Source organism: Paracoccus sediminilitoris (genome assembly GCF_003259195.1).
GTDB classification, from domain to species: Bacteria; Pseudomonadota; Alphaproteobacteria; order Rhodobacterales; family Rhodobacteraceae; genus Paracoccus; species Paracoccus sediminilitoris.
Genome location: NZ_QJPK01000001.1, coordinates 174,898 through 197,221 on the forward strand (window position 1 = coordinate 174,898; position 22,324 = coordinate 197,221).

Sequence of the window (22,324 nt, forward strand, 5' to 3'; positions counted from 1 at the left end):
CCCCGCCCATGCGGCGGGGCCTGCCGCCTCAGTCGGCGCTGCTGCGGGAATAGACGTCCTCGTATCGGATGATGTCGTCCTCGCCCAGATAGCTGCCGGTCTGGACCTCGATCAGGACCATCGGCACCTTGCCGGGGTTCTCCATCCGGTGGACGGCGCCCAGGGGCACATAGATCGACTGGTTTTCGGTCACCAGCGTCACGCTGTCATCCACCGTGACCCGGGCCGTTCCGGACACGACGATCCAATGTTCGGACCGGTGGACATGGCTTTGCAGCGACAGCGCCGCGCCGGGTTTCACCACGATGCGCTTGACCTGGAAACGATCGGCCAAGGCCAGCGTCTCGAACCAGCCCCAGGGGCGGTGATCGCGTGGGAAGGCCTCGGCCTGCTTGGCGCTTTTCTTCTTCAGCGCGACGACGGCCTGTCGCACGTCCTGGGCGCGCGACCTGTCGGCCACCAGAACCGCATCCGATGTCGCCACAACCATCACGTCCGACAAGCCGATGCCCACAACCTCGAGGTCGTCGCTGTCGGACCGCAGCAGCACGTCGCGGCAATCGATCGCCGTCGAATGCCCGTCGGTGACCACGCCGTCATCCGAAGGTGCGCGGCCCAATGCCTCGCGCCAGACGGCATCCCAGCCCCCAAGATCCGACCAGCGTTCCGAAAAACGCACCACGGTCAGGTTATCGGCCTTTTCCATCACCGCATAATCGATGGATTCGTCACGCAGCCCCTGCCAGGGGGCCTTGGCCAGCCGCAGAAAGCCCAGGTCCATATGCGCGTCGTCCAGCGCCGCCTGAACGGGGTCCAGGTAATCGGGGGCATGGTCGCGAAAGGCCTGGATCATGGCGCGGGCGCTGAACAGGAAGATGCCCGCGTTCCACAGGTAATTCCCTTCGGATACCATCTGCGCAGCGCGTTCGGCATCGGGCTTTTCCACAAAGCGCGCCAAGGGCTGCGGCCCCGAGCCGGTCGAGGCCAGCTCCAGATAGCCATAGCCCGTCTCAGCGCGGTCGGGGGTGATGCCGAAGGTGACGATGCGCCCCTGCTGCGCCGCCGTCGCGCCTTGGCGCACCGCCTCCAGAAAGGCATCGACATTCGGAATGACATGATCCGAGGGCGCGACCAGCACCAGCCCGTCCGGATCCTTGGCCGCGATCATCGTCGCAGCGGCCAGAATGGCGGGGGCGGTGTTGCGACCCACGGGTTCGATCATGATCTGGCCGGGATTGATGCCCGCCTGTTCCAACTGCTCGGCCACGATGAAGCGGAAATCACTGTTGGTCATCACCACCGGATCGTTGAAATCCGGCCCCGACAGGCGCCGCGCGCTGGCTTGGAACAGGGTTTCGTCCCCGATCAGCTGGGCAAACTGTTTTGGAAAGCTCTTGCGCGACACAGGCCAGAGCCGCGTCCCAGAACCCCCAGCCATCAGAACCGGTGTAATCTTTACCATCACAAACCCCTCGGCGCAAAGCGCCCCATGTCATTGTGCCGGGCCCCCGGGACCGACCATGAAGCCGCAGTGAAGTACGACGGCTGCGCCCGCGTCAAGCGATCCTTCCGGATAGACCCGGCGGCGGGCCAAGCTGTTGCAGCCAAAAGACGATCCGCCGCCGGCATCCGCTGGTCGTCAGGCGCTGCCGCCCGACGAGCCGCAGCAGCTGCACCGGCAGAATGCGCCGTCGCGCTGAACTACGCCCTCGCCGCAGGCGGCGCAAGGCTCTGCATCGACGCGCAGCGCGGTCTGGCCCTGCGACCGCCCCGCCCCACCCTGCAGGACCATCAGTTCCTGCGGCAGGCGCTTGCGCAGATAGCCCGCGCTGCTGACCTGCCGCAGCATGGTCAGCGGCTGCAGCGTCGGATCGGCCCGCGGCGCCTCGCCCTCGCGTTCGCCCTCGCCCAAGTCGTCAAAGCTGGCGCCTGTGGGTTTCACATGCGCCAAGTCGGTCCGGTCCAGATAGCTGACCGCCAGTTCGCGAAAGACGTAATCCAGGATCGAGGTCGCGTTCTTGATGCTGTCATTGCCCTGCACTGTGCCTGCCGGTTCGAACCGGGTGAAGGTGAAGGCGTCGACGAATTCTTCCAAGGGCACGCCGTATTGCAGGCCCACCGACACCGCGATGGCGAAATTGTTCATCATGGCGCGAAAGCCCGCGCCCTCCTTGTGCATGTCGATGAAGATCTCGCCCAGGTTGCCGTCGTCATATTCGCCGGTGCGCAGATAGACCTTGTGCCCGCCGACACTGGCCTTCTGGGTATAGCCCTTGCGCCGCAGCGGCAGCTTTTCGCGCTGAGAGCGGATTTCCCGCACGATGATCCGCTCGACGATCTTTTCGGCCATGATGCCGGCGCGCTGGCGGGGCGGGGCCGCGATGATGGCCTGCGCGTCCTCCTCCTCGCCGATCAGGGACCGGATGACGGGCTGGGACAGGCGCGAACCGTCACGGTGGATCGCGCTGCCCTTCAGGCCCTGCGACCATGCCAGGTCATGCAGGGCCAGCGTGTCGGCGATGGTCGCCGCGTTCGGCAGATCGATGGTCCGTGCGATGCCGCCCGAAACGAAGCCCTGCACGGCCGCCATCATGCGGATATGGGCGTCCACCGACAGCTGGCGCGTCCCACCGGGGCTGGCGCAGTCGAAGACAGCCAGATCCTCTGCGCGCAGATGCGGGGCGCCTTCGATTTTCATGGCGCCGCAGACATGGTCGTTCGCCGCATCGATCTGCGCCTGCGAAAAGCCCAGATGCGCCAGCATGTCAAAGCCCGGATCGGCCAGAAGGCCATCGGCGATGCCAAGCGTCACCCGGCAGAAATCGCGCCCCAGGGTCCATTGGTTGAAGACGAAGCGGATGTCGAAGGCGCCCTGCAGCGCGGCCTCGACCCGGTCCAGCTGCTGCGGGCCAAAGCCCTTGGCGGCCAATGCGTCATGGTCGATGGCGGGGCTGCCGATCAGAGTGCCGTGGCCCACCGCATGGGCCGCGATATCAGCGATCTGGTCGTCATCATAGCCCAGGGCCGCCAGCCCCTGCAGGATCGCCGGGTTCAGCACCTTGCCTTCCCCCTGCCCCCCAAGCGCCGCGAACCGGACCTGGGCGTGATCGGGGTCGAGGCCCTGCGTGTCGCAATCCAGGATCAGCCCGATCTGCCCCGCGCGGGCGATCAGGCTGGCCTGGGCGTTGCGGAAGCCGTGGGTGCGGCCCACGCTCAGCGCCCTGTCCCAGGCATCGCGGGCCAGAGCGACCAGCGACGGATCGGGACAGGCATCGCCGTCCAGCGCCACGGGCGCGACGTTCAACCCGTCGTGACCGCCGCCATCATGCGCCGCCGCATGGTGGTTGGCGATCACGCGCAGCATGGCGTCGCTGTTCCGGGCATGGCCCGCAAAAGCGCCAAGCTGCGTTGCCATCTGGGCGCTGAACGCATAGGCGGTGCCGGTCAGCAGCGCGGTGATCGCCGCGCCCATCGCACGGCCCGCGTCGCTGTCATATCCCATCCCCATCCGCATCAGCAGCCCGCCAAGCCCAGCATATCCCAGCCCCAGCGGACGGAAATCAACGCTGCGCTGCGCGATGCCGGCTGTGGGGAACTGCGCCATCGCGACCGTGATGTCAGCGGTGAGGGTCCAAAGGTCCACCGCATGGGCGAAACCCTCGCCATCGAAGGCCCCGTCGCGCAGAAAGGCCGGCAGGTTCAGCACCGCGATGCTGCAGGCCGTGTCGTCCAGGAACAGGAACGCGCCATCGGTGCTGCTTCCCCGGACCCTGCCGTCGCGCGGGCAGGTGTGCCAGGCGTTGATCGTATCGTCGAACTGAACCGAAGGCTCGGCGCTGGCCCAGGCGGCGTGGCCGATGCGGTCCCACAGGGCGCGGGCCGGGATGCAGCGGTCGACGCCGCCATCGCTGCGGCGCAACAGGGCCCATGGCCGATTATCGCGCACCGCCTGCAGAAACGCGTCGCTGATGCGCAAAGCCGTGTCGCCGTTCTGGCCCGAAACGCTGGCATAGCCTGCCCCGTCCCAATCGGTGTCAAAGCTGGGGAACCGGATGCTGGTGAACCCCTGCTGCGCATAATGCAGGACCCGGTGCAGGAAGCTTTCGGGGATCATGGCGCGCCGCGCGTCGCGGATGGCCTGCGCCAGCGTGGCGTTCGGGGCGGGGTCGCTGCCGCCCTGCGCCACGGCGGCAAAGATCGCGTTCAGATGCTGCTGATGCAGATGGGCGCCCGCGATCAGGCTGGAGAGCTTGTGCTCCTCCTCCAGCTTCCAGTCGATGAAATCCTCGACCTCGGGGTGGTCGATGTCGCAGATGGCGATGCGGGTGCTGCGGCGGTTCTGGCCATGGGGGCGCACCGCGCCCGCCACGCGGTCGCCCAGGCGCAGGGCATCCATCATCCCACCCTGCGACGGGGTTTCGTCGGCGGCCTGCAGGTCGCTGACATTCGTGCCGCTGCCCTTGGCCTGCCGGATCAGCCGCGCCTCGCGCTGCCACAGGTCCAGGGCGCACTCTTCGGGCAGGCCGTCGCCGATGGACTGGATGAAGTGGCCGTGGGGGCGGGGATGTGACGCGTCGGCGCGCGCCGCCCGGCCGGTCGCGGGATCGACGCGAAAGCCCGGTTCGGCCGTGGCGATGCCATAGGCCCAGTGCAGGCCGGTCCCCTGCCATTGTTCGGGCGACGGCGACGCCATCTGGCGGGCCAGCATGGCGCGCATCTCGTCCAGATAGGCGCGGGCATCCGCGTCGCCGTCAAAATAGCCGCCCTTCCAGCCCCAATAGGTCCATGCCCCCGCCATGCGGTCGAAAACCTGGCGTGCGTCGGTTTCGAGTCCGAAACGCTGATCGGCGGGCAGGTCCTGCAGCGCCGACAGGTCGGCCTCGTGCCGCCACAGGAATTCGGGAACGCCATCTTCGGGCACGGGCTTCAGGATGGCGGGGACGCCCCCGGCGTGGCAGAAGGACCGCGCCAGGACCTCGGCTGCGACCTGGCTGAAATGGGCGGGGACGATGACCGGATGGCCCTCGCCATCCTCGGGCTCGGGGCCCTGCGCGATCAGGCGCGTGACAAAGGCGATCTCGCCATATGCCCCGGCATCCAGGAAAGAGAAACGACGTTCGATCTGCATGTCAGCGCGTCCTGTACTAGCCTGCCTTGAGGCCGCGCGACGCGTGACGGGCCGTCAGCCCATGGGGCATCCGCAGGATGGCCCGACCATCCTGCATACCGGTCGTCCGCTGCCCTTGGGATGCGCGCATCCGGCATGACCCGTGACGCGCGCAACCTGTGCCGCTGCGGCAATTTGCGACAGGGTGCCGTCGCACGACCGACTGTTCAACGGATTTATTTCTGCAAAACCATGGGTTTGCCCATTGACAGCGCTGCCGCGCATGGACCCACTGGATTCGTGCACAGGACGCGCCGAATTTTCGGGTCCACCTTGGATGAATTGGGTTAATATCTTTTTCTGCCAATAGATTGATGGAAACCATCCCAAGGATATCCACAGGCTTTCGCGCCAGTCATCCCCCGCTTGCCAACAAGCGATGCACCAAAGCCACAAGGCGCGGATTTCAGCGCGCCGGGGTCAGGATGTCACGGTCGGTGACGATCAGATCTAACGGCTGGTCGAAATCTTCGGCCGGAATCTCGGGCAATTCCTGGCAGGCAAAGGCCAGCCCGATGGCCGTGACCGGGCCCGATTCGCGCAGAACCTGCAGCGTGCGGTCATAGAAGCCGCCGCCATAGCCGATGCGGTTGCCCCGACGGTCAAAGCCCGCCAGCGGCACGATCAGCACCTGCGGGGTCAGCTGGGGCGCGTCCTCTCCGGGATGGGACGTGCCGAAGGCGCCGGGCTGCAGCGGCTGTCCCTGCCAGTGGCGAAAGACCAGCGGGCGGGCGGGGCCGGTGACCACGGGCAGGCACAGGGGACCTGCATGGGTGGCCATGGCTGCGCGGGGGTCGGCCTCGTCCCGCATGGGCCAGTATCCGGCCAGAACGGCGCTGGCATGGGGCGCAAGGGCCGCGATCAGGTGGTGGTCCAGCGCGGCCTGATCGCCCCCCCCCTGCCCGCGCGCCGTCAGCGCCATGCGCCGAAGGGCCGCCTTGTCGGTCACAGCAGTACCGTCGATGCCAGTCCCAGAAAGGCCATGAAGCCGATCACGTCGGTCATCATCGTCACGAAGGTCCCCGATGCCAAGGCCGGGTCCGCCCCCAGCTTGTTCAGCGCCAGGGGCACCATGATCCCGGCCAGCGCGGCCACCATCAGGTTGATGACCATCGCCATGCCGATCACCGCCGCCAGCCATGGGTCCTGGAACCACAGGAAGGTGATGACCGCCATGATGGCGCCAAAGACCAGCCCGTTGATCAGCCCCACCACCATTTCCCGCCGCACGACGCGCAGCGCGTTCGACGATGACAGGTCGCGCGTCGCCAGACCCCGCACGGCGACGGTCAGCGTCTGGGTGCCCGCATTCCCGCCCATCGAGGCGACGATGGGCATCAGCACGGCCAGCGCCACCAGCTGGGAAATCGCGCCCTCGAAAAACGCGATGACGGCGGCGGCGGCCAGGGCGGTCGGGATGTTTGTGGCCAGCCACGGCACCCGCTGGCGCACCGTCTGCAGCACGCTGTCCGATATGCTGGACTCGTCGCCCACACCGGCCAAGCGCAGGATGTCCTCCTCGTGCTCCTCGTCCAGGACGGCCATGGCGTCATCGATGGTGATGACGCCGACCAGCCGGTCGTCGCCATCCACCACGGGGGCGGAGATCAGGTGATACTGGTTGAAGATATAGGCGACATCGGCTTCCTCGGCATAGGCGCTGATGGTGCGGAAGCTGTCTTCGGCCATGTCGCGCAGGGGCGCGTCGCGACGGGACGCCAGCAGGCGGCCAAGCGTGACATAGCCGATGGGATGACGGCGCGGGTCGACCAGGATGATGTGATAGAACTGCTCGGGCAGCCATTCCTCGCGGCGCATGAAATCGATGGCCTCACCCACGGTCCAATGCTCGGGGGCGGTCACGACCTCGGATTGCATCAGACGGCCGGCGGAATATTCGGGATAGGCCAGCGACTGGCGGACGGCGGCCTGGTCGCTGTCGTCCAGCGCCGACAGGATGGCGTCGCGGTCGGTGTCGTCCAGATCCTCGACCAGGTCGACGACGTCGTCGCTGTCCATCTCGCGAACGGCATCGGCCAGGACGTCGCGGGGCAGCAGCTCCAGCACCTCCTCGCGGATGGATTCGTCGATCTCGGACAGGATCTCGCCGTCGATCTCGGCGCCATAGAGTTCTAGGAACAGGCGGCGCCGCCCCGGGGCGAGCTGTTCGATGATGTCGGCGATATCGGCGCCGTGCAGCTTTTCCAGCAGGGCGTTCAGCGCCTGTTGGTTACCCTGATCCATGATGTCGTCCAGCCGCCCCAAGAATTCGGGGCTGGAGACGTAATCCTGATCCCCCTGATCTGGGTTCGGGGTCTGATCGATCTGCAGGCGGTCGTGGTCGGTCATGCTGCCCCTTCTGTCTTCGGAAATCAGGCGTGGATAATGGTGTCAGCCGGCCAGCAGGGCCAGCGCGGCCGCGTGCAGTTCGGGGCTGGCGGCGGCGATGACCTGACCGCCCTGTGCGGCCGGTCCCCCCTGCCAATCGGTCACGATGCCGCCCGCCGCCTGAACGACCGCCAGCGGCCCCGCGATGTCGTAGGATTGCAGCCCCGCCTCGATCACCAGATCGATCTGCCCCAGCGCCAGAAGCGCATAGGCATAGCAGTCCAGCCCGTAACGCGTCAGCCGCACCTGATCGGCGACACGGCGGAACGCCTGCGCCTCGGTCGCGGTGCCCACTTCGGGAAATGTTGTCATCAGCGTCGCGCGGTCCAGCGCGACGTCGCGGCGGGCCTTCAGGCCGCGGGTGCCATGCGGACCGGTCATCTGCGCGATGCCAAACCCACCCTCGAACCGTTCGCCGATATAGGGCTGGTCGATCAGGCCATAGACGACGTCCTGCCCGTCGGACAGGCCGATCAGCACGCCCCAGCTGGCCGCACCGCTGATGAAGGCGCGCGTGCCGTCGATGGGGTCCAGGATCCAGGTCAGGCCGCTGGTGCCGGGGCTGTGGCCGTATTCCTCGCCCAGGATGGCGTCGTCGGGGCGGTGGCGTGCCAAGACCTGGCGCATCGCCTGTTCTGCGGCACGGTCGGCTTCGGTGACGGGGTCGAAATTGGCGGGGCGCTTGTTGTCGGCGACCAGGTCGTCGCTGCGAAACAGGGGCAGGATCGCCTTGCGGGCGGCATCTGCCATGTCATGCGCGGTCCGGATGATCTGCGCTGCGTCCTGCATGATGGCCCCCTGTCGCTGGTTGACGCAGGTGTAACCCGAATGAACAGCAGGGGCCAGACGCGAAGGGAAGATGTCGCCCCGCGTTCATGAACGCGGAACGACCGGTTTCAGTCGATCAGGCGGCGTCCGACAGGACGCGGGCCAGTTCGAAGATCTGGCGACGCTGCGCTTCCGGCATGGCATAGTATGCACGCACCAGTTGCAGAGCCTCCTTGTCGGCGAACATGTCGCCCTCGACGATCTGCGACATGGCCCCTTCATGCAGCCCTTCGAAGAAGAAGCTGACCGGAACATCCACCGCATGGGCAATATCCCACAGACGCGACGCCGAAACCCGGTTCATCCCAGTTTCGTACTTCTGGATCTGCTGGAATTTGATACCGACCTTGTCGGCCAATTGCTGCTGGGTCATTCCGATCATCCAGCGACGATGGCGGATACGCTTACCAACATGAACATCAACACTATGCTTCATCGCTAACCTCACTCAATCTGCAGAGGTAGTACGACAACAATGCACAATTCCACAGTGTCTTCTTGGTTAACAGGCCCGATCTTGACCAAAAAGACAGGTCTGGGAGAGGCTTCCGGGCGGTCCGGACGGCCGGTCCGGGCTAACCTGACCATCGACGCGCCCTGCGCCCGCCATCACAGGAGGAAACATGATTCGCCAAGCCCAGATTCCCGCCCTTGGACAGGGGCCTGCCATTACCAACCAGCCGCCCCCCGTGGCGGGCCCGGGACAGGTGCTGGTCCGCATGGCCGCCTCTGCCTTGAATTTCGCGGATTTGCTGAAGGCGCAGGGCACCTATCAGGAACCCCAGGATCCTCCCTTCGTCCCGGGCCTGGAAGGCGCCGGCACCGTGATCGAAGCACCGCAGGGTTCGGATCTGGCCGCCGGCACCCGCGTCGCCGTGTCCTGTCCCGGCACGATGGCCCAGATCATCGCCGTCGATCCCGCCGCCCTGCAGGCCATTCCCGACAGCATGAGCTTTGAACAGGCCGCTGGTTTTCAGGTGGCTTATGGGACAAGTCATCTGGCCCTGACAGGTCCGGGTTCGCTGCGCCGGGACGACACCCTGGTCGTCCTGGGGGCGGCGGGCGGCGTCGGCCTGACCGCCGTCGAAATCGGCGCGGCGCTTGGGGCCAGGGTCATCGGCATCGCCCGCGGCGCAACGCGGCTGGAGACGGTGCGGACCGCCGGCGCCCAGCACGTGATCGACAGCGACACCTGCCCCGATCTGCGTCAGGCCCTGCGCGACCTGGGCGGCGCGGATGTCGTCTATGACCCCGTGGGTGACGAACCCGGCGCGGCGGCCTTTCGCGCCCTGCGTCCCGGCGGCCGCCACCTGATCATCGGTTTCGCCGGCGGCGAGCCCCCCGCCCTGCCCCTGAACCACGCGCTGGTGAAGAACATCTCGATCCACGGATTCTACTGGGGCGGGTATCGCAAGCAGGACCCGGCCGCCTTGCGCGCCAGCATGCAGGCCCTGTTCGAGCTGTTCGACCAAGGCAAACTGAACCCCGTCATGGGCCATGTCCTGCCGCTGGATCGCATCCAGGAGGGTTACGACCTGCTGCGTGACAGGCGCAGTGTCGGAAAGGTCATCATAACACTGTAATTGCGGCTATCTGCCGCAGCACCGGCATTGAAAAAACAGCCCGACAACCGATATTCTAGGTCACGAGGGGGCATGATCCCCATTGCCTCACAGAGGAGAGTTCGATGGCAGACTTTAACACTTATCGCACCGCGCAGGGTGTCGGCACCCGCAGCCACGCGGTGGTCGACGAAGGCCTGCGGGCTTACATGAACAAGGTTTATGGGCTGATGGCGGTCGGCATGGGTGTTACCGCCGTTGCCGCATTCGGCATTTCGACGGCTGCCGTCACGGCTGATGGCCAGCTGACGGGTCTGGGCGCGGCGATCTACACCTCGCCGCTGAAATGGGTGATCATGTTCGCGCCCATGCTGATGGTCTTTGCCTTCGGCGCAGCCATGAACCGCCTGTCAGTCGGCGCGGCCACTGGCCTGTTTTATGCCTTCGCGGCCCTGATGGGCCTGTCGATCAGCTCGATCTTCCTGGTCTATACCTCGGTCTCGATCGTTCAGACCTTCCTGGTGACGGCCATCGCCTTCGCGGGACTGTCGCTCTGGGGCTATACCACCAAAAAGGACATCTCGGGCTGGGGCAGCTTCCTGATCATGGGCGTGATCGGCCTGATCGTCGCCTCGATCGTGAACATCTTCCTGCAATCCTCGGCGATGCAGTTCGCGATCTCGGGCTTGGGCGTGCTGATCTTCGCGGGCCTGACGGCTTATGACACCCAGAACATCAAGAACACCTATCTGCAGATGGCGGGTTCGGATGCGGATTTCATCGGCAAGTCGGCCATCATGGGCGCGCTGCAGCTGTATCTGGACTTCCTGAACCTGTTCATGTTCCTGCTGTCGTTCATGGGCAACCGCGAGTGATCGCGACCTGATCCAGACGTTCGAAGGCCCCGCCGTTCATCGGCGGGGCCTTTTTCATTCCGGGCAGGTTTTTCAACATGGCACCGATTAGCCACCCAATGTGCCTGAAGATCAGGTACAAATTTTGCCGGGATGAGGGCTGGAATTTTACCCAGGATGACTACGCATGTCATTCATCCCGGCAGGTGCTTAGCTTCCTTTTGAGGCTGGTGACACTTTTTCAGCTGAAGACAGGATCGGCGTTACAAGGCGCGGTCGCAGCGTATCGGACGGTTGGCCTGTCTGCACCATCAGATCAGAAAGTTGATAGGACGTCTGACACATGACGAAAGGCAGTTTGCCGCCTTCCAGATCCAGCGGATCGTCATCAGGTGACAGATATTCGACCTAGGTCCCATGCCAGATGCTGCCGGACCGGGTCGTCGCGCCGCTGACCAGGGCAGAAAGCTGCTGCGGGTCGCAGCTCTCGTCTATCTTTTCAAACCAGGACCGCGCCCTGCATCCTGCGACGAACAGGACCGCCAGCAGCGCAAGGCATAGTGACTGCGTTTTCATAACTCGGGTCCCGCTGGATGAACTGCCACGCGTCATCCTGCGCACCGAACACCGGTGGTCAAGGCGCTGACCGATCCAAAGTGATGGGTTGGCGGCCGCAAGCGCGTTGCGCGTGGGCTTGCCGACAAGACCGGCTCATAGGACAGGGGGCCGCAGTGACCTGCAGCCCCCTGTCCTATGCCGGGACGCGTTTAGTACCGCCCCACTGCGCCCCCGGGACACGCGTAGGCATCAGGCGGCGTTGGCCAAGGGCAGATCCTGCATCACCTCGGCGGCGATCTGAAAGCTGCGCAAGCGTGCGGCGTGGTCATGAATCTGACCGGTCAGGATCACCTCATCGGGACGATGGGCGGCAATCAGGGCGGCCATCTGGTCGCGCACCTGGTCGCGATCCCCTACGGCGCTGATGCGCAGCGCACGATCCACCCCCTGCCGAACCGAGGCACCGATCTCGGCGTCGATATCGCGCACCGGGCGCGGCAGCTTGCCGGGTTGGCCGGTCCGCAGGCGCGCGAAGGCCAGCTGCATCGTGGTGCGCAGATAGGCGGCCTCGGCTGCGTCATCGGCGGCAAATACGTTCGCGGCCATCACGACATAGGGCTTTTGCCCCCAGGGTGACGGGCGGAACCGTTCGCGATAGATCGCCAAGGCGCGTTCCATGTCATCAGGCGCAAAATGGCTGGCGAAGGCATAAGGCAGCCCCAGATGCGCCGCCAGCTGCGCCCCAAAGGTGCTGCTGCCCAGGATCCAGACCGGCACATGCGTGCCTTCGCCGGGGATCGCGCGGACGGCGGCATCGGGACGTTCGTCACCGAAGTAATCCAGCAACTCGACCACGTCCTGTGGAAAGCTGTCGGCCATCGGATCGCGGCGCAGGGCGCGGATGACCGCCCCGTCACCACCGGGCGCGCGCCCCAGCCCCAGATCGATCCGGTCGGGGAAAGCATTGGCCAGGGTCCCGAACGCCTCGGCCACGGTCAAGGGGGCGTGGTTGGGCAGCATGATGCCGCCCGCACCGACGCGGATGCGGCTGGTCGCCTGCGCCACCAGCCCGATCAGGACGGCGGTTGCGGCGCTGGCGATGCCAGGCATGTTGTGATGTTCCGCCAGCCAGAACCGGCGATAACCCCATTCCTCGGCGTGTTGCGCAAGGTCGATGGTGTTGCGAATGGCATCCTGCGCGGTGCTGCCCTCGGGGACAGGCGACAGGTCCAGAAGCGAATATGGGATATGCTGTGTCATGCGCAGGATTTAAGCCTGCGCGTGCGTTTTGCAATGCCCTGCATGCACGATATGCAATGTTGCGATGGCCGGCCGGAGCGTGCGGTCAGGGGCGCGGACGCCCCCCTGACCCGGCTCAGCCCATCTTGCGCAGATAGGTCCAGGTCGGCACGCGCGCATTGCGCGCCACGGACCAGCTTTCCGCGTCGCCCAGATAGACGAAGCCGCAATTCGTCAGGACCCTGGCCGAACCGGCATTGTCCTGAAACGCCTCGGCGAACAGGGTCCGCGCGCCATGCGGATTGGCCGCGACCAACGCCGAAACCGCCTCGGTGGCAAAGCCCGTGTTCCAGAAACCCGCACCAACCCAGAAACCCAGTTCGGACTGGTCGCCCTCCATCCGGGTCAGCGACACGACGCCCAACAATTCCGACAGCTTGCTTTGCGAGCCGTCGATCGCCCAGACGTCTTCGCTGCGGTCGGCGGACAGGGCACGCGCCACAAAGCTCTCGGAGGCGCCATGCGGCAGCGGATGCGGAATGGCGCGGGTGCCTTGGGCCACGCGTCGATCAGCGGTGTAATGCGCGATCATGCCCGCATCCGACGGACGCAGGGGGCGCAGGGTGAAGCGTGCGGTCGGAATGATCGGCTGGCTCAATTGCGCAGGATCATTCGCCTTGAGGTCATCCAGACGGGTGCCCTCTCTCATCGGTGCAGACATGACCATGTTCCCTCCCCCGGAAACTGGCTGGAAATCGAAAAATGATGAAACAGCTGAGGGGACCGGCTTGCGCCGATCCCCCCTTTTAACATCGAAATGTTACGCTTGGGTTACTCGGCAGCCTCGACCGTCGCAGGGACGATCGAAATGAAGGTGCGCCCTTTCAGGCCCTTCTTGAAGCTGACGTGACCATCGGTCAGCGCGAACAGGGTGTGATCCTTGCCCATGCCGACGTTCACGCCCGGCCACCAGGTGGTGCCACGCTGACGTGCGATGATGTTGCCCGCGATGGCCGCTTGGCCACCAAACAGTTTCACGCCAAGACGGCGACCGGCCGAATCGCGACCGTTGCGCGATGAACCGCCTGCTTTTTTATGTGCCATGGGTTGTTCTCCTTAGGCTTCAGCTGCGTCTGCAACCTTGGTGCGTGCACCAATTGCTGCTTTGACACCGGTTTTGTCCGCGCCTTTTTCAAGCACATCAGTCACGCGCAGCAGCGTCAGCTGCTGGCGATGGCCACGGGTGCGCTGCGAGCTGTGCTTGCGGCGACGCTTGACGAAGGTGATGACCTTGTCGGCCTTGATCTGGTCGATCACTTCGGCCTGGACGCAGGCACCTTCGATCATGGGCGCGCCCAAGGTCGAGCCGACCATCAGAATGTCATTGAACTGGACCTTGTCGCCAGCTGCAGCATTCAGCTTTTCAACGCGCAGGACGTCACCCGCCTGCACCTTGTACTGCTTGCCGCCAGTTTTCAGAACCGCGAACATCGCTTCTTATCCCTTGTCAACCGCATCCTGTGGTCCCGGCCCTTGGGCCGATGTTCACGGGGTTCCCCACCGTCGGACAGCGCACCCGTCAAAGGGTGATATTAAAAACAATCAACCGGCCAAGGGCAGATGCCCGGCCGGTGCGTGCCAATTGCCGTATCCGTCCAGCAAAGTCAACCCTTGCGAAATGGCTTCGATCCGGCGATGGGCAGGAACCTTGGAGCCTTGGCCGTGCTTGAGCCCTGCCACGAACGAACCGGATCTCCGATGCAACGCTTTACCTGTCCCAGCTGCGGGACCCGCGCCTATTTCCACAACATGACCTGCACATGCGGAGAGCAGCTGCATTACGACCCGATGGCACGTGCGATGATCGTCGAGGCGATTTCCTGCGCCAATCGTCAGGACATCGGCTGCAACTGGGCCACGCCGACCGAAGGGACGCGCTGCCTGTCCTGCGCGATGTCGCATGTGGTGCCCGTCCTGCATGTGGGCGACAATCTCACCCTGCTGGCCGCGACCGAACGTGCCAAGCGGTGGGTCCTGGCAAACCTGGCGCAATGGGACTGGTTCAACGACAACGATGCCGGCCGCCGCCCGCATTTCCAGATGCTGTCCGAAAACACCGGCGGTCGCGCCCAGCAGATCATCATGGGCCACGCGGCGGGCGAGATCACCATCAACGTCACCGAGGCCGATGAACTGATCCGACTGAAGCGCCAGCTGGACCTGGGCGAACAGTACCGCTCGATGGTGGGGCATTTCCGGCACGAGATCGCGCATTTCCTGTTCGACCGGCTGGCCCGCTGTCCCGATTTCCAGCCGGCCTTCCGCGACCTGTTCGGCGATGAGAGGCAGGATTACGGACAGGCGCTGAAGCGGCATTATGCCGAACCCCGCGATCCCGGTCGCGATTTCATCACCGGCTATGCGACAGCCCACCCCCACGAGGACTGGGCCGAAACCGTCGCCCACCTGCTGCACATGGTGGATTTCGCCGACAGCTTCGTCAGTGCCGGGCTGTCGATGTCCAGCGTCCCCGAAGGCTTTGCCCCCTATCAGGAAACCGATACGCAGCGGCTGCTTTCGGTGGCGACCGAAATCGCCATCGCAATCAATGACATCAACCGCGCGCTGGACAACCCTGACCTCTATCCCTTCGTGCTGACCGGGCCGGTCCGCACCAAGATCGCTTTCGCGCATGAATGGCTGCGCGATCACCTGGACCGCGGGGTCTAACCCGCGGCCTTTTCCTCCAGCGACATCCATTCCTCCTCGGCATCGGCCAGGGCTGCCTGGCGTTCGCTGAGGGCGAGGCTGGCCTTTTCGAACTTGGCGGGCGCCTTGGTGAACAGCTCGGGGTCCGACATGAACTCGGTCAGCTTGGCAATTTCGGCCTCCAGACGTTCCAGCACCGCAGGCAACTCCTCCAGCCGGTGCTTTTCAGTGAAGGTCAGCCCTTCGCGCGGCTTTTCGGTTGCCGGGGCGGCTGCGGGCTGTGCCTGACGCGCGGCTGGCGCGGGCGCGGCGGGTTCGGGCTGCTGGCGCTGGTTCTGGTAATCGCTCCAGCCACCGGCATAGACGGTGGCGCGACCGTCACCCTCCATCGCCACCGTCGTATCCGCGACGCGGTCGATGAAGTCGCGGTCATGGCTGACCAGCAGCACCGTGCCGTCATATTCGCCCAGCAGATCCTGCAGCAGGTCCAGCGTTTCGACGTCCAGATCGTTGGTCGGTTCGTCCATGACCAGCAGGTTCGACGGCTTGGCCATCAGCTTGGCCAACAGCAACCGCGCCTTTTCACCGCCCGACAGGCTGCGCACGGGGGCCCGCGCCTGCCCGTCATCGAACAGGAAATCCTTCAGATAGGCCACGACATGCTTGGGCACGCCCCGCACCATGACCTGATCGGCCCGGCCCGACACGCTCATGTCCGGGTCGCCCGTCAGGGATTCCCACAGCGTCTGGTTGGGGTTCAGCGCCGCGCGCGCCTGGTCAAAGACCGCGATCTCTAGGTTGGTGCCAAGGGTGACGGTGCCTTCGTCGGGCGCGACCTCTCCGGTCAGCATCTTGATCAGCGTCGTCTTGCCGGCGCCGTTCGGTCCGACAAAGGCGATGCGGTCGCCGCGCTGAATGCGGAGGTCGAAGGGCGCCAAAATCACCCGGTCGCCAAAGGCCTTCGAGATGCCCCGCACCTCGATTACCTTCTTGCCGCTGGTCGGGCCGGATTCCAGCGCCATCGCGGCGGTGCCCTGACGGCGGATCTGGCTGCTGCGTTCGGCGCGCAGATCGGCCAGCGCGCGGACGCGGCCCTGGTTGCGCTTGCGCCGCGCGCTGATGCCCTCGACGGCCCAACGAGCCTCGGCCTTGATCTTGCGGTCCAACTTGTGGCGGGCGTCATCCTCGGCGGCCCAGGTGGCTTCGCGCCAATCCTCAAACCCCTCGAAGCCGCGTTCCTGTCGGCGGACCTGACCGCGGTCGATCCACAGCGTGGCCTTGGTCAGGCGGCGCAGAAAGGCGCGGTCGTGGCTGATCAGCACGAAGGCCGCGCGGGTCTGGGACAGGTATTCCTCCAGCCAGCCGATGGCCTGGATGTCCAGGTGGTTGGTCGGTTCGTCCAGCAGCATCAATTCGGGTGACCGCGCCAGCAGGCGGGCCAGCGCCGCCCGGCGGCGTTCGCCGCCCGATGCGGTGTCGACGGGGCGGTCGGGGTCGAATTTCAGCCCTTCGGCTGCCATGTCGACCAGATAGCCTTCGCTGTCATCCAGCCCGTCGCGGGCGAAATCGCCCAACGTGGCAAAGCCGGACAGGTCGGGGTCCTGCTCCATATAGCCGGTCGAGACGCCAGCCGACAGAACGACCTCGCCCTTGTCGGCTTCGACAAAGCCCGCCATGACCTTCATCAGGGTGGATTTGCCCGACCCGTTGCGCCCGACCAGCGCGACGCGGTCGCCGGGCTGGACGTTCAGGGACAGGCCGTCGAAAACGGGATCGCCGCCATAGGTCAGCGAAATGTCGGAGAGTTGGAGAAGGGGTGCTCTTGCCATGCCTGCGCCCTAGCCTGCCGCCCGCCTTTGGTCAATGGACCCCGTGCATGGGCTGCGGCGAAAGACGCCCACCCCCATCCCTTATTGTTGACAAGTTTCGTCGGTCATCATATCGCGGTCCCACAACTTGATGACAGGAGCTATCATGCGTCAGCTGATCCTTGCCTCGCTTCTTGGTGCCACCGCGATGCCCGCGCTGGCCGAGGAAGTGAACGTCTATTCCCATCGCCAGCCCGAGCTGATCCAGCCGCTGTTCGATGCCTTCACCAAGGAAACCGGCATCACCGTCAACACCGCCTTCGTCGACAAGGGCATGGTGGAACGCCTGCAGGCCGAAGGCGACCGTTCGCCCGCCGACCTGGTCCTGACCGTCGATGTTGCCCGTCTGGGCGAGGTCAAGGAAGCCGGCGTCACCCAGGCCGTCGAGGACGAGATGCTGGACGTCATCCCCGCGGATCTGCGCGACAAGGACAACCAGTGGTTCGCCCTGACGACCCGCGCCCGCATCGTCTATGCCCATAACGAACGCGTGGCCGATGGCGATGTGACCACCTATGAGGATCTGGCCGATCCCAAGTGGAAGGGCCGCATCTGCACCCGCAGCTTCACGAACGACTACAACGTCGCACTGACCGCCGCCTTCCTGGCCCATCACGGCGAGGAAGAGACCCTGACCTGGTTGCAGGGCATCAAGCACAACCTGGCCAAGCGCCCCGAAGGCGGCGACCGCGACCAGGTGAAATCCATCTGGGCCGGCGAATGCGACATCAGCCTGGGCAACACCTATTACATGGGTGCGATGCTGAAGGATGACGAACAGAAGGAATGGGCGGAATCCGTCCGCATCGTCTTCCCAACCTTCGAGGATGGCGGCACCCATGTGAACGTGTCGGGCGTGGCGATGACCAAATCGGCCCCGAACCGCTATGCGGCGCTGCAGCTGATGGAATTCCTGGTCAGCGACGAAGCCCAGAAGATCTATGCCGAGACCAACAACGAATTCCCGGTCAAGGAAGGCGTCGAAAAATCCGAGTTGGTCGCCAGCTGGGGTGAATTCACCCCCGATGATCTGCCGCTGTCCGAGATCTCGGACCTGCGTCCAAAGGCGCTCAACCTGATCGAACAGGTCAACCTGGACGGCTGATCGGCAACAGACGGCTGCAAGAACCGGAAAGGCGCGGGCATGTCGCTTGCGCCTTTTATCATGGCGGCGCAATGTTTTGCCCGTCACGCAGACAAGGAGGCAAGCTTGGCGCAAAAGATCATCATCGACACGGACCCTGGTCAGGACGATGCCGTCGCCATCCTGCTGGCCCTGGCATCGCCAGAGCTGGAGGTGCTGGGCATCACCACGGTCGCGGGCAACGTGCCGCTGCAGCTGACCCAGTTGAATGCCCGCAAGGTCGTCGAACTGGCAGGCCGCCCGGACATTCCCGTCTTTGCCGGATGCGACCGGCCCCTGTCGCGCGACCTGGTGACCGCCGAACACGTGCATGGAAAGACCGGCCTTGACGGGATCGCCCTGCCCGATCCGTCGGTTCCGTTACAGGACGGGCACGCCGTCGATTTCATCATCGAGACGCTCCGCACCAAGGACTCAGGCACCGTCACGCTGGTCCCCATCGGGCCGCTGACCAATATCGCCGAGGCCTTTCGCCGCGCCCCCGACATCGTCGCCCGCGTGCAGCAGATCGTGCTGATGGGCGGTGCCTATTTCGAGGTCGGCAACATTACTCCCGCCGCCGAATTCAACATCTATGTCGATCCCGAAGCCGCGGCCGAGGTCTTTGACGCAGGCGTGCCGCTGGTCGTCCTGCCGCTGGACGTGACGCATGCGGCGCTGACGTCGCGCGAATGGGTGGACGCGATGGCGGCGCTGCCCGGACGCTGCGGTCCCGCCGTGGCGGGCTGGACCGATTTCTTCGAGCGCTTCGACAAGGAGAAATACGGCAGCCTCGGCGCACCCCTGCACGATCCCTGCACCATCGCCTGGCTGCTGCGTCCCGACATGTTCACGGGCCGCCACATCAATGTCCAGATCGAGACCGAAGGTCGCTGGACCACGGGCATGACGGTTGCCGATTGGTGGCGGGTGACCGACCGCGCGCCGAACGCGCTGTTCCTGCGTCAGGTCGATCGCGATGCTCTATTCGACCTGCTGGCCGAGCGGATCGCCCGTCTGCCCTGACGCCTCGGCCTCTGCCTCCTGCGGCAGGGGTACGGCACCCTGCCCGTCGCCCAGCTCCTGGTTCAGCTGGGCAATCAGGTCCTGCGTCACGTCGATGGCGTCCAGCGACACGAACAGCGTGCGGCGGTCCAGGACCGCCACCGCGCCATGGTCCTGCATGATCTCGCCCATCATCGGCAACGCAGCGCGGAAAAAGGCGCCGCGATCGGCCTCGGCCCAGGCATTCAACTGCTGGACGGCCTGCGCGCGTTCGCGGCGGACATCGGTGGCGCGCTGGTCAAAGCTTTCGGCCAGCTTGCGGAATTCGGCGGGCGGCAGGGTCGCGCGCTGTGCGGTCAGGCGCGTCTCCTCGGATGAAAGCAGTTCGGTCAGGCGTTCGTTTTCGGCGGTGATGACGTCGCCCTCGGCCTCCAGCTGCGCCTGCGCGCGCTTGCCCCAGTCCGACGACAGGTACAGCACGTCCTGATCCAGCGTCAGGATCGGCGCGTTCAGCGCCTGTTCGGCCGTTCCGGGGGTGGTGATCGTGCTGCTGGGCAGCGGTGCCGTGGGTTGCGCGGGGTCCGAACCGGGCAGTTGCGGCGTCACGTCTTCGGCCTGCTGCGCGGCCACCATCATCGGCAGAAGGGCGGCCAGGATCATCCCGGCCGCCCCCATTCTGCGAAATCCCGTCATCGCCCCAGTCATCAGAACCGGGTCTGGATGGTCAGGTCGAAATTCTGTTCCTCGTCATAATCTTCCTTCTGCACCGCCTTCGAGAAGTTGAAGCGCAAGGGACCGATGGGCGTGGTCCAGAAGATCGAGGCACCGACGGCGGCGCGGACATACATGTCGTCATCGACCTCGGCATTCCCCGCCGTGTTGTCCAGCCCCCAGAGCGAGCCGACATCGGCGAACAGACCGCCGGTGATGCCGTATTCCTCGGGCAGGCCGACGGGGAACTGCGCCTCGGCGCGGGCGGCCCAATAGTAGTTGCCGCCGATGGCATCCTCGTTCGCGGCGCCCAGGTCGCGCGGGCCATAGCCGTTGCTTTCAAAGCCACGAATGCGGTTGCCGGTGCGGAAACGGTCCAGAATCCAGGTCGAATAGTCGCCATAGCTGTAGATGGCGCCAGCCTCGACTTCGCCGCGCAGGGTCACCTCCTCGCGCCAGGCGGTGCTTTCGACACCCGCCAGGGCCGTGGTAGTGACCGTCTTGGTATCCCCGCCCGCACCCGCAAAATCTTGCGAGAAGCGGAAACGATAGGCCGTCAGCGGGTCCAGCCCCGTGCGGCGCGAGTCCCAGGAATAGGTATAACCAAGCGCCGAGGTGACGCGCGACCCTTCCTCCTGCTGCAGCAGGATCGAGCTGTCATCGGTCACATCGCGCAACGTGTCCTTGGCGATCTTGTAGCGCAGTTCGATCCGGCCATTCGCCGAGATCGGGAATTCGATCGACGGCTGGACCTGGATCGAGCGGGTGTCATAGTCGGAATTGAGGCTGTCGGTTTCGTTGTAATTGGCGTTGAAACCGAACCGCAAATCGCGTCCCAGGAAGAAGGGTTCCGCGAACGAGATGCCCGCCGCCCGGTCGCCGCTGGCGGTCGAGATCTGCAAGCCGACCTGCTGCCCGCGCCCCAGGAAGTTGTTTTCCGAAATCGATGCGTTCAGACCCACGCCCGAGCTGACCCCATAAGAGGCGCCGAAGGACAGCGAACCGGTCGGCTGTTCCTCGACAGCGACGCCGACAATCACTTGGTCGGGGCCGCTGCCCTGACGGGTTTCCACCTGCGCATCGGCGAAATAGCCAAGCGCGCGGACGCGTTCGGCGGAATTGCGGATTTCGCGCGGGTTGAAGGGGTCGCCCTCGACGGTATTGAACTGGCGGCGGATCACCTCGTCCAGGGTGGTCGTGTTGCCCTCGATGTCGATGCGTTCGACGAAAATGCGTTCACCGCGGGTCAGCGCAAAGGTCAGGTCCAGCGTCTGGTTCGAGGGGTTGCGGGTGACGCGCGGTTCGATATTGACGAAATTCAGGCCCTGCTGGATGGCGATGGTCTCCATCCGGCGGATGGTCGTGTCGATGACCGAGGGGTTATAGACGGCCCCCCGTTCGACGCGGTTCTGTTCGGCAAAGGCCGCCGCATCGACGCCCGGGATCTCGGACACGGTGTTGACCTGGCCAAAGCGGTAACGCGGGCCTTCGCTGATGTTGAAAGTGATGAAGAACGCATCGCGTTCACGCGCGATTTCCGGCGCAACGGCCTGCACCTTGAAATCGGCATAGCCGCGCGACCGGTAATAATCGGTCAGCAACTGCTGATCCAGAGGGATGCGTTCGGGCGCGAAGGTGTCGCGGCGGATGAAGGTGCGAAGGATCCCCGCCTGCTTGGTCTGCAGCACGTTGCGCAGGCGGCGGTCGGAAAAGGCGCGGTTGCCGGTAAAGCTGATGCGCTCGATCTCGGTGACGTCGCCTTCCCTGATCTCGAAGACCAGGTCGACGCGGTTGCCGCTGCGGCGGATGATGCGCGGATCGACGCGGGCGGCCAGACGGCCTTCGGTCGCATAGATCTGGGCGATGGTCTGCGCATCCTGGATGGCTTGGCTGGGCTGATAGACGCGGCGCGACTGGCTGGTCACGATCTCGGCCAGGCGGTCGTCCTTCAGCTTGCGGTTGCCCTCGAACGAAATGCGGTTGATCGTGGGATATTCGCTGACGGTCACGACAAGGCGGTTGCCCTGGGGGGACAGTTCGACGGTTTCGAACAGTCCCGATCCCTGCAGGCGCTGCAGGGCGTCGTTGACCTCGCCCGGTGACACGTCGCGCCCTTGGGGCAGGTTCAGGAAGGACAGGATGGTCGCGGTTTCGACCTGGTTGTTGCCCTGGATGGTGATGTCGTTGAACACAAGCGCCATGGCGGGTGCCGGCATCAGCCCGGCAGGCACCGTGATCGCCAAGGCCGCCATCAGCGCCACCGCGCCCTTGCCCAGTTTCCGTGTCATCGAAGCCCCTCTTTTCAGCCTTCA

The 22,324-nt window shown here is 65.1% G+C and carries 18 protein-coding genes; 5 read left to right on the top strand and 13 right to left on the bottom strand.

What is annotated here, in order from left to right; translation table 11 throughout:
- Window positions 1–28: 28 nt before the first annotated feature.
- From DKT70_RS00850 to DKT70_RS00875, 6 genes are all read right to left on the bottom strand, one after another.
- Complete coding sequence (locus tag DKT70_RS00850) at window positions 29–1,462, bottom strand: mannose-1-phosphate guanylyltransferase/mannose-6-phosphate isomerase (RefSeq protein ID WP_111557391.1); 1,434 nt, start codon at window positions 1,460–1,462, stop codon at window positions 29–31.
- A 177-nt stretch (window positions 1,463–1,639) separates the two neighbouring features.
- Window positions 1,640–5,128: a TSCPD domain-containing protein gene (locus DKT70_RS00855; protein ID WP_111557392.1), complete on the bottom strand. Its 3,489-nt coding sequence runs from the start codon at window positions 5,126–5,128 to the stop codon at window positions 1,640–1,642.
- A gap of 445 nt (window positions 5,129–5,573) precedes the next feature.
- Window positions 5,574–6,089: a 5-formyltetrahydrofolate cyclo-ligase gene (locus DKT70_RS00860; protein WP_111557858.1), complete on the bottom strand. Its 516-nt coding sequence runs from the start codon at window positions 6,087–6,089 to the stop codon at window positions 5,574–5,576.
- Between the two features lie 23 nt (window positions 6,090–6,112).
- Complete coding sequence (gene mgtE, locus DKT70_RS00865; protein ID WP_111557393.1) at window positions 6,113–7,516, bottom strand: magnesium transporter; 1,404 nt, start codon at window positions 7,514–7,516, stop codon at window positions 6,113–6,115.
- 42 nt (window positions 7,517–7,558) lie between these two features.
- Window positions 7,559–8,344: an inositol monophosphatase family protein gene (locus DKT70_RS00870; RefSeq protein WP_111557394.1), complete on the bottom strand. Its 786-nt coding sequence runs from the start codon at window positions 8,342–8,344 to the stop codon at window positions 7,559–7,561.
- Between the two features lie 115 nt (window positions 8,345–8,459).
- Window positions 8,460–8,819, bottom strand: coding sequence for a helix-turn-helix domain-containing protein (locus DKT70_RS00875; protein ID WP_072297702.1), 360 nt, complete (start codon window positions 8,817–8,819; stop codon window positions 8,460–8,462).
- Window positions 8,820–9,006: 187 nt separating this feature from the next.
- Here DKT70_RS00875 and DKT70_RS00880 point away from each other — a divergent pair, with 187 nt between their 5' ends.
- A complete protein-coding gene (locus DKT70_RS00880) occupies window positions 9,007–9,966 on the top strand; it encodes an NADPH:quinone oxidoreductase family protein (RefSeq protein ID WP_111557395.1) in 960 nt (319 codons plus the stop codon).
- Window positions 9,967–10,070: 104 nt separating this feature from the next.
- Window positions 10,071–10,820 (top strand): Bax inhibitor-1/YccA family protein, encoded by a 750-nt coding sequence (locus DKT70_RS00885; RefSeq protein WP_111557396.1) that lies wholly within the window; start codon window positions 10,071–10,073, stop codon window positions 10,818–10,820.
- A gap of 786 nt (window positions 10,821–11,606) precedes the next feature.
- Here DKT70_RS00885 and DKT70_RS00890 read toward each other — a convergent pair.
- The 4 genes from DKT70_RS00890 to rplU all read right to left on the bottom strand — a co-directional run bounded on the left by DKT70_RS00890 (window position 11,607) and on the right by rplU (window position 14,087).
- Window positions 11,607–12,617, bottom strand: a complete 1,011-nt coding sequence (locus DKT70_RS00890; protein ID WP_407672180.1) for an LLM class flavin-dependent oxidoreductase — start codon at window positions 12,615–12,617, stop codon at window positions 11,607–11,609.
- A 115-nt stretch (window positions 12,618–12,732) separates the two neighbouring features.
- Window positions 12,733–13,305: a GNAT family N-acetyltransferase gene (locus DKT70_RS00895; RefSeq protein WP_199559521.1), complete on the bottom strand. Its 573-nt coding sequence runs from the start codon at window positions 13,303–13,305 to the stop codon at window positions 12,733–12,735.
- Window positions 13,306–13,427: 122 nt separating this feature from the next.
- Entirely contained in the window at window positions 13,428–13,700 is a 273-nt protein-coding gene (gene rpmA, locus DKT70_RS00900; protein ID WP_072297698.1) for a 50S ribosomal protein L27, read from the bottom strand.
- 12 nt (window positions 13,701–13,712) lie between these two features.
- A complete protein-coding gene (gene rplU / locus DKT70_RS00905; RefSeq protein ID WP_072297697.1) occupies window positions 13,713–14,087 on the bottom strand; it encodes a 50S ribosomal protein L21 in 375 nt (124 codons plus the stop codon).
- Window positions 14,088–14,354: 267 nt separating this feature from the next.
- Here rplU and DKT70_RS00910 point away from each other — a divergent pair, with 267 nt between their 5' ends.
- Entirely contained in the window at window positions 14,355–15,326 is a 972-nt protein-coding gene (locus tag DKT70_RS00910; RefSeq protein WP_111557397.1) for a zinc-binding metallopeptidase family protein, read from the top strand.
- On the opposite strand, the gene DKT70_RS00915 is transcribed toward DKT70_RS00910, so the two are convergent.
- The gene (locus tag DKT70_RS00915) at window positions 15,323–17,134 is read right to left on the bottom strand and encodes an ABC-F family ATP-binding cassette domain-containing protein (protein ID WP_111557398.1); all 1,812 of its coding nucleotides are present in this window, start codon (window positions 17,132–17,134) and stop codon (window positions 15,323–15,325) included. The two genes, DKT70_RS00910 and DKT70_RS00915, sit on opposite strands and share 4 nt — an antisense overlap.
- Before the next feature lie 145 nt (window positions 17,135–17,279).
- Here DKT70_RS00915 and DKT70_RS00920 point away from each other — a divergent pair, with 145 nt between their 5' ends.
- Window positions 17,280–18,278: a Fe(3+) ABC transporter substrate-binding protein gene (locus tag DKT70_RS00920; RefSeq protein ID WP_111557399.1), complete on the top strand. Its 999-nt coding sequence runs from the start codon at window positions 17,280–17,282 to the stop codon at window positions 18,276–18,278.
- 105 nt (window positions 18,279–18,383) lie between these two features.
- Complete coding sequence (locus DKT70_RS00925; protein WP_233490360.1) at window positions 18,384–19,322, top strand: nucleoside hydrolase; 939 nt, start codon at window positions 18,384–18,386, stop codon at window positions 19,320–19,322.
- On the opposite strand, the gene DKT70_RS00930 is transcribed toward DKT70_RS00925, so the two are convergent.
- Both DKT70_RS00930 and bamA read right to left on the bottom strand, forming a co-directional pair.
- Entirely contained in the window at window positions 19,281–19,994 is a 714-nt protein-coding gene (locus DKT70_RS00930) for an OmpH family outer membrane protein (protein ID WP_158529922.1), read from the bottom strand. The genes DKT70_RS00925 and DKT70_RS00930 overlap by 42 nt on opposite strands.
- A gap of 11 nt (window positions 19,995–20,005) precedes the next feature.
- Window positions 20,006–22,300, bottom strand: coding sequence for an outer membrane protein assembly factor BamA (gene bamA / locus DKT70_RS00935; RefSeq protein ID WP_111557401.1), 2,295 nt, complete (start codon window positions 22,298–22,300; stop codon window positions 20,006–20,008).
- Between the last annotated feature and the right edge of the window lie 24 nt (window positions 22,301–22,324).